At 40.9% G+C, this 5,184-nt stretch carries 5 protein-coding genes; 4 read left to right on the top strand and 1 reads right to left on the bottom strand.

Features of this window, described 5'->3' with window-relative positions; all coding sequences use genetic code 11:
• Positions 1–361: 361 nt before the first annotated feature.
• The 4 genes from H5187_RS19595 (at position 362) to H5187_RS19580 (ending at position 4,717) form a co-directional block, all read left to right on the top strand.
• Positions 362–706: a four helix bundle protein gene (locus H5187_RS19595; RefSeq protein ID WP_182719297.1), complete on the top strand. Its 345-nt coding sequence runs from the start codon at positions 362–364 to the stop codon at positions 704–706.
• 188 nt (positions 707–894) lie between these two features.
• On the top strand, positions 895–2,010 hold the full coding sequence (locus tag H5187_RS19590; RefSeq protein ID WP_182798193.1) for a polysaccharide export protein: 1,116 nt from the start codon (positions 895–897) through the stop codon (positions 2,008–2,010).
• A gap of 8 nt (positions 2,011–2,018) precedes the next feature.
• The gene (locus H5187_RS19585) at positions 2,019–2,453 is read left to right on the top strand and encodes a low molecular weight protein-tyrosine-phosphatase (RefSeq protein ID WP_149980561.1); all 435 of its coding nucleotides are present in this window, start codon (positions 2,019–2,021) and stop codon (positions 2,451–2,453) included.
• Between the two features lie 14 nt (positions 2,454–2,467).
• The gene (locus H5187_RS19580) at positions 2,468–4,717 is read left to right on the top strand and encodes a polysaccharide biosynthesis tyrosine autokinase (protein WP_182798192.1); all 2,250 of its coding nucleotides are present in this window, start codon (positions 2,468–2,470) and stop codon (positions 4,715–4,717) included.
• Positions 4,718–4,996: 279 nt separating this feature from the next.
• On the opposite strand, the gene H5187_RS24400 is transcribed toward H5187_RS19580, so the two are convergent.
• On the bottom strand, positions 4,997–5,184 hold a 188-nt coding region (locus H5187_RS24400; RefSeq protein ID WP_220493310.1), incomplete at its 5' end, for a hypothetical protein.

The following is a 5,184-nucleotide window of genomic DNA, read 5'->3' as shown; positions in this document are numbered from 1 at the left end:
GAACACCGAAATCACAGAGGAAGGAATAAGAAGTTAACCTAAGGGCTTCATAAATGTTTTCTCGGTGTTGCGAAGCATCTCTGCGCTCTCGGTGGTAAAAACAGTTTTGTAGGCGAGTAGCTTGCCACCGCGAAAGGTCTTGTATTTTACAATTTGAATTAAACTGACCAGAACGTAGGAACTGTAACCTAGGGGCGGAAGCGTGCCTGATTAAGCTACGGGTTATGAGCATCGTGATACGAGCAGTATGGTGTTGTTTTATAGTTTGTGCCCTAGGATTGAACAGATGGGTTTTGAAACTTCAAAACATTTTTTATTGTCAAATTATTTTCAGCACGCCGCAAATCAACATGGATTGGTCATGAGATATGAAAATTTAGAAGTTTGGCAAAGGGCTTTCAGGCTTAGTTTATTAATTTATAGTACATTTGAAACTTTACGTGATTACGGTTTGAAAGATCAGATGTGCAGATGCTCTGTCTCAGTGCCAAGTAATATAGCAGAGGGTTTTGAAAGAGATTTTGAAAAAGAAAAAGCGCGGTTTTTAGGTATCGCTAAAGGCTCTATAGGTGAGTTAAAAACTCAGGTTATGATTGCATTTGAATTGGGTTATATTAGTCACACGCAGTCTGAACTTATTCTCGAAGAATGTGAAATAATTGGGAAAATGCTTGGCAAGTTAATAAAAACCATCAAAAATACTTGATAAGCCCGAAGCCCGAAGCCCGAAGCTTTTAACTAAATTAACAAAAAAGTTAACTGCTTGCACAGTAAACGTGCAAGCAACCTTGCGAAGCAAGGATAGCCATGCTTTAATTAGCCAGCAAAAAATAACAGCAATATATTTAAAATAAGCTGAAAGTTTTAGAATTTAATATTATTTGGGAATAAACAATGGCGCTAAGCTGTAAAACACTTGTAGCATCACTCACGTTGCTAACAATGACAGGTTGTACAATCATCCCCGGTAGCCATTTCGAAGGAATCGAATCGGGTGAACAAACAAAAAACCTTGAACAAGACCTTGAAAAAGTAAATATTCAAATTATTGACTCATCTTTAATTTATCAGCAAAAACAATCGCGCAAAAAAACTAAGCCACCTTCGAGCCTTGATGGTTTAAACGTTAGTAATTACGAATACATACTTGGTGTAGGTGATGTACTTACTATTGGTGTGTGGGATCACCCAGAATTAACCATACCAGCTGCAGTACAACGTACCGCAGAGTTTGATGGTTTTCGCGTGCAAGCAGACGGTACCATAACTTACGCTTATGCGCCGAATATTCAGGCGGCAGGTAAAACAGTACAACAAGTACACAGCGAGTTAGTTAAACGCTTAAGTCGAGTGATTGAAGACCCTCAAATTGATATTAAAGTGGTTGGTTTTCGCAGCCAAAAAACATACGTAACAGGTGAAGTGAATAAGCCTGGTATATTTCCAGTAACCGAAACTCCACTCACATTGATTGATGCCTTAAATCAAGCAGGCGGACTGACTGAGAATGCTGATTGGCGCACAGTAACGTTTACTCGTGGCGACAAAACAGAAGTAATAAAGCTTGATGATTTTTATGCGCATGGCGATATTTCACAAAACCGCTTATTACAGCATGGCGATATAGTGCATGTAAACCGTAATGACTTACAGCGTGTTTTTGTTTTAGGAGATGTTAAAAAAGCGGGTTCAGTTGATGTAAACCGTTATGGTTTAAACCTTGCTGAAGCACTAACCAACTCCGGTGGTTTAAACGAAAGCACCGCCGATGCAAATGGTGTGTTTGTGCTACGTAAACGTAACCTTGAAACCGATGGTGTTATTGCTGATGTATATCAGCTGCATGCAAAAAATGTAGCAGCGTTAGTGCTAGCTGAGCAATTTGAATTACAGCCACACGATATTGTGTATGTAACTTCTGCACCACTTGCTCGTTGGAATCGCGTAATAAGTTTATTATTACCATCAATTGCGACGGTTGAGCGTTTTGATGATTTGGGCACTAATTAGGAGATATAATGTTTGATTCTATCTTAGTGGTGTGCGCAGGCAATATATGCCGCAGCCCAACGGCTGAATACGTATTAAAAAGTAAATTAGCAGGTAAAAATATCAAAGTATCGTCTGCTGGTTTAACCGCACTTGAAGGTAAAGCCGCCGACGCGACAGCAAAGCAGATTGCTGCAACGAATGGTATAAACATGGACGAGCACCAAGGTCGGCAGTTAACATCAAGCCTAGTTGCGCAAAACAGTGTTATTTTAGTGATGGAACAACGCCACTTAACTGACCTGTGTAGTCGCTACCCCGAAGCGCGCGGCAAAACCTTTTTACTCGGTAAATGGTTGGATGATAAAGAAGTGCCAGATCCATATAGGCAGAGTCTTGAAGCGTTTGAACACGTTTATGCATTAATCGACAGCGCCTGTAGCGCTTGGCAAAAGTATTTATAAGGATAGGCTAGTACATGAATGCTCAGCCCACTGCATTAGCAGCAAACAAACAAAATCGGTTGTCTGAACAACAGGCACAAGCAAGCCAAGAAATTGACCTAATGGCACTTTTTGGAGCTTTGATCGATCGTAAATATTTTATAATCGCCTTAACAGCTCTGTTTATGGTTGTGGGTGTGGTTTATGCGGTGTTTTCGACCCCGGTATATCAAGCAACGGCGATGATTCAAGTTGAAGAAAGCGGTGGCTCAGTGCCTGGTTTTGACGATATGTCGGGTATGTTTGAAAGTACCTCAGCTGCGGTAACAGAAATTGAACTGCTAAAATCACGCTCAGTCATTGGCGAAGCGGTAGATACCTTGCACCTTGACGTAATTGCAGAGCCCAAATTATTCCCGTTTATAGGTAGCCGTGCGTTTCGTAAATTTAGCCCTATGAGCGAAGGTGAGTTAGCAGAGCCGAGTTTTGGCGCTAGCTCATATGCGTGGGGTGGTGAGAGCATTGATGTATTTAGATTCGATGTACCACCTTTAGCTGTTGGCTCTAGTTTTACCTTAGTAGCACAAGAAAATCATGCAGTCGTATTACTAAATGAAGATGGTGAACAAATATTAGCGGGTAAAGTAGGGCAAGAGCTCACTAATGGTAAATTTAACTTAACGATACGTAGTTTAAACGCCCGTGTCGGTACTGAGTTTACAATACAGCGCAAAGACCGTTTAAATACGATATTAGATTTACAGGCTGCGATTGGTGCCAGCGAAAAGGGCAAAGACTCCGGTATTATTAACTTGAGCCTACAGAGCGAACAACCACATTATGCTGAAAAAGTACTTGATAAAGTAGCGGGCATATATGTACGCCGTAACGTGGAGCGCAATTCAGCCGAAGCGCAAAAATCCCTTGAGTTTTTAGAAGTACAATTACCAGAAATTAAAAAACAGTTAGAGTTTGCTGAGCAACGTTTTAACGATTACCAAATTAAACGTCAATCAATCAATATTACCCTTGAAACGCAAGGCGTATTAGAGCAAGTAGTAAAGCTTGAAACTAAACTGCAAGAACTTGAGTTAAAGCGCCTTGAAATGAGCCGTAAGTTTAAAAAAGACCACCCAACGTACCAAGGCTTAATTGAGCAAATTAACGCTGTTAATGAGCAGAAAAAAGAATTAGTTGGCGAAGTAGGTAATTTACCAGAGACTCAACAAGAGTTATTGCGCTTAAAACGCGACGTAGAAGTAAGTAACCAAATATACACACTTTTACTTAGTAAAACCCAAGAGCTTGATATAGTGCGTGCAGGTACAGTCGGTAACGTACGTATTATTGATTTTGCAGAGGTGAATACCTCAAAACCTGTTAAGCCTAAAAAAGCCTTGATAGTAGTAATGGCTACTATGCTCGGTGGTATGTTAGCTGTTGCAATTGTGCTAGTGCAAAAAGCAATGCACAAAGGCGTTGAAGATCCAAATGAGATTGAGGCAATTGGCCTGCCAGTATATGCCAGCGTACCGTACTCAGATTATCAAGATAAACTCACTGGGTTTAGTAAATCACTTAAAAACAAAGCAAATAAACCTAAATCTATATTGGCGCTTGATAACCCTGCGGATTTATCAATTGAGGCACTGCGAAGCCTGCGTACTAGTTTACATTTTGCGATGATGGAGGCTAAAAATAACCTAATTGCTATTTCCGGCCCAAGCCCCGGTGTGGGTAAATCATTTGTATCAGTTAACTTAGCTGCTGTATTGGCTCAAAGCGGTAAAAAAGTACTGATAATCGATGCCGATATGCGTAAAGGCTACTTACAAACCCAGTTTGGCTTAAAGTGGGATGATGGCTTGAGTGATTACCTATCTGGGCGTTTAAACCTTGAGCAAGTAACCAAGCCAACCACTGTAGAAGGGTTGAGTGTTATTACTCGTGGGCAAATACCACCAAACCCATCAGAGTTACTGATGCACAGTAACTTTAGTAAGTTAGTTGCCGAGGTAAGTGCGGCATACGATATAGTAATTGTTGATACACCACCTATTTTAGCGGTGACCGACCCGGCAATAGTTAGCGCCCATACCGGTACTACTTTATTAGTAACACGTTTTGGACAAAACCATATTAAAGAGATCGAACTTACCCGTAATCGCTTTGAGCAAAATGGCACTGATGTTAAAGGTGTAGTGTTCAACGGCGTACTAAAAAAAGCCAGTAATGCATACGGCTATTACGGTTACTACAATTACGAATATAAATCGGATAAGTAAAACGAAGCAGCGATTTTATATCGCGACAAAAAGGTTAAATAGGTGCAAGAGAAGTAACTAGCACCTAAAACCTTTGGCTTCAAATGTATACGGGGCTATATGCCGCGCAGTTGTAACTAAAGTAAAAGGTTCACCACAGAGAATGCGGAGGAGTCGGCTTTAGCCACGAATGGTTTTCTTTGTGTAGCAAAGCGCCTCGGTGCTCTCGGTGGTAAAAAATTAAGTAAATTCACCACAGAGGACACGGAGGTAGAGATTAGAGAGCTAATAAATTAACTTTTATCTAGCTTTTCTCGATGTAGCGAACGCCTCGGTGGTAAAAATGTTTTGTAGGTCGGGATTTATGCCGCGCAGTTGTAACTGAAGTAAAAGATTCACCACAGAGAATGCGTAGGAGTCGGCTTTAGCCACGAATGATTTTCTTTGTGTAGCGAAGCGCCTCGGTGCTCTCGGTGGTAAAAAATTAA

Source organism: Pseudoalteromonas sp. SG44-1, from assembly GCF_014164315.1.
GTDB lineage: Bacteria > Pseudomonadota > Gammaproteobacteria > Enterobacterales > Alteromonadaceae > Pseudoalteromonas > Pseudoalteromonas rhizosphaerae.
The sequence above is the reverse complement of the archived record's forward strand: the minus strand, read 5'-3'. Positions and strand labels throughout refer to the sequence as shown.

Excerpts from the sequence above, each read along its gene's own strand:
- H5187_RS19595 (WP_182719297.1), top strand. The coding sequence starts at position 362 with ATGAGATATGAAAATTTAGAAGTTTGGCAAAGGGCTTTCAGGCTTAGT.
- H5187_RS19590 (WP_182798193.1), top strand. The coding sequence starts at position 895 with ATGGCGCTAAGCTGTAAAACACTTGTAGCATCACTCACGTTGCTAACA.
- H5187_RS19585 (WP_149980561.1), top strand. The coding sequence starts at position 2,019 with ATGTTTGATTCTATCTTAGTGGTGTGCGCAGGCAATATATGCCGCAGC.
- H5187_RS19580 (WP_182798192.1), top strand. The coding sequence starts at position 2,468 with ATGAATGCTCAGCCCACTGCATTAGCAGCAAACAAACAAAATCGGTTG.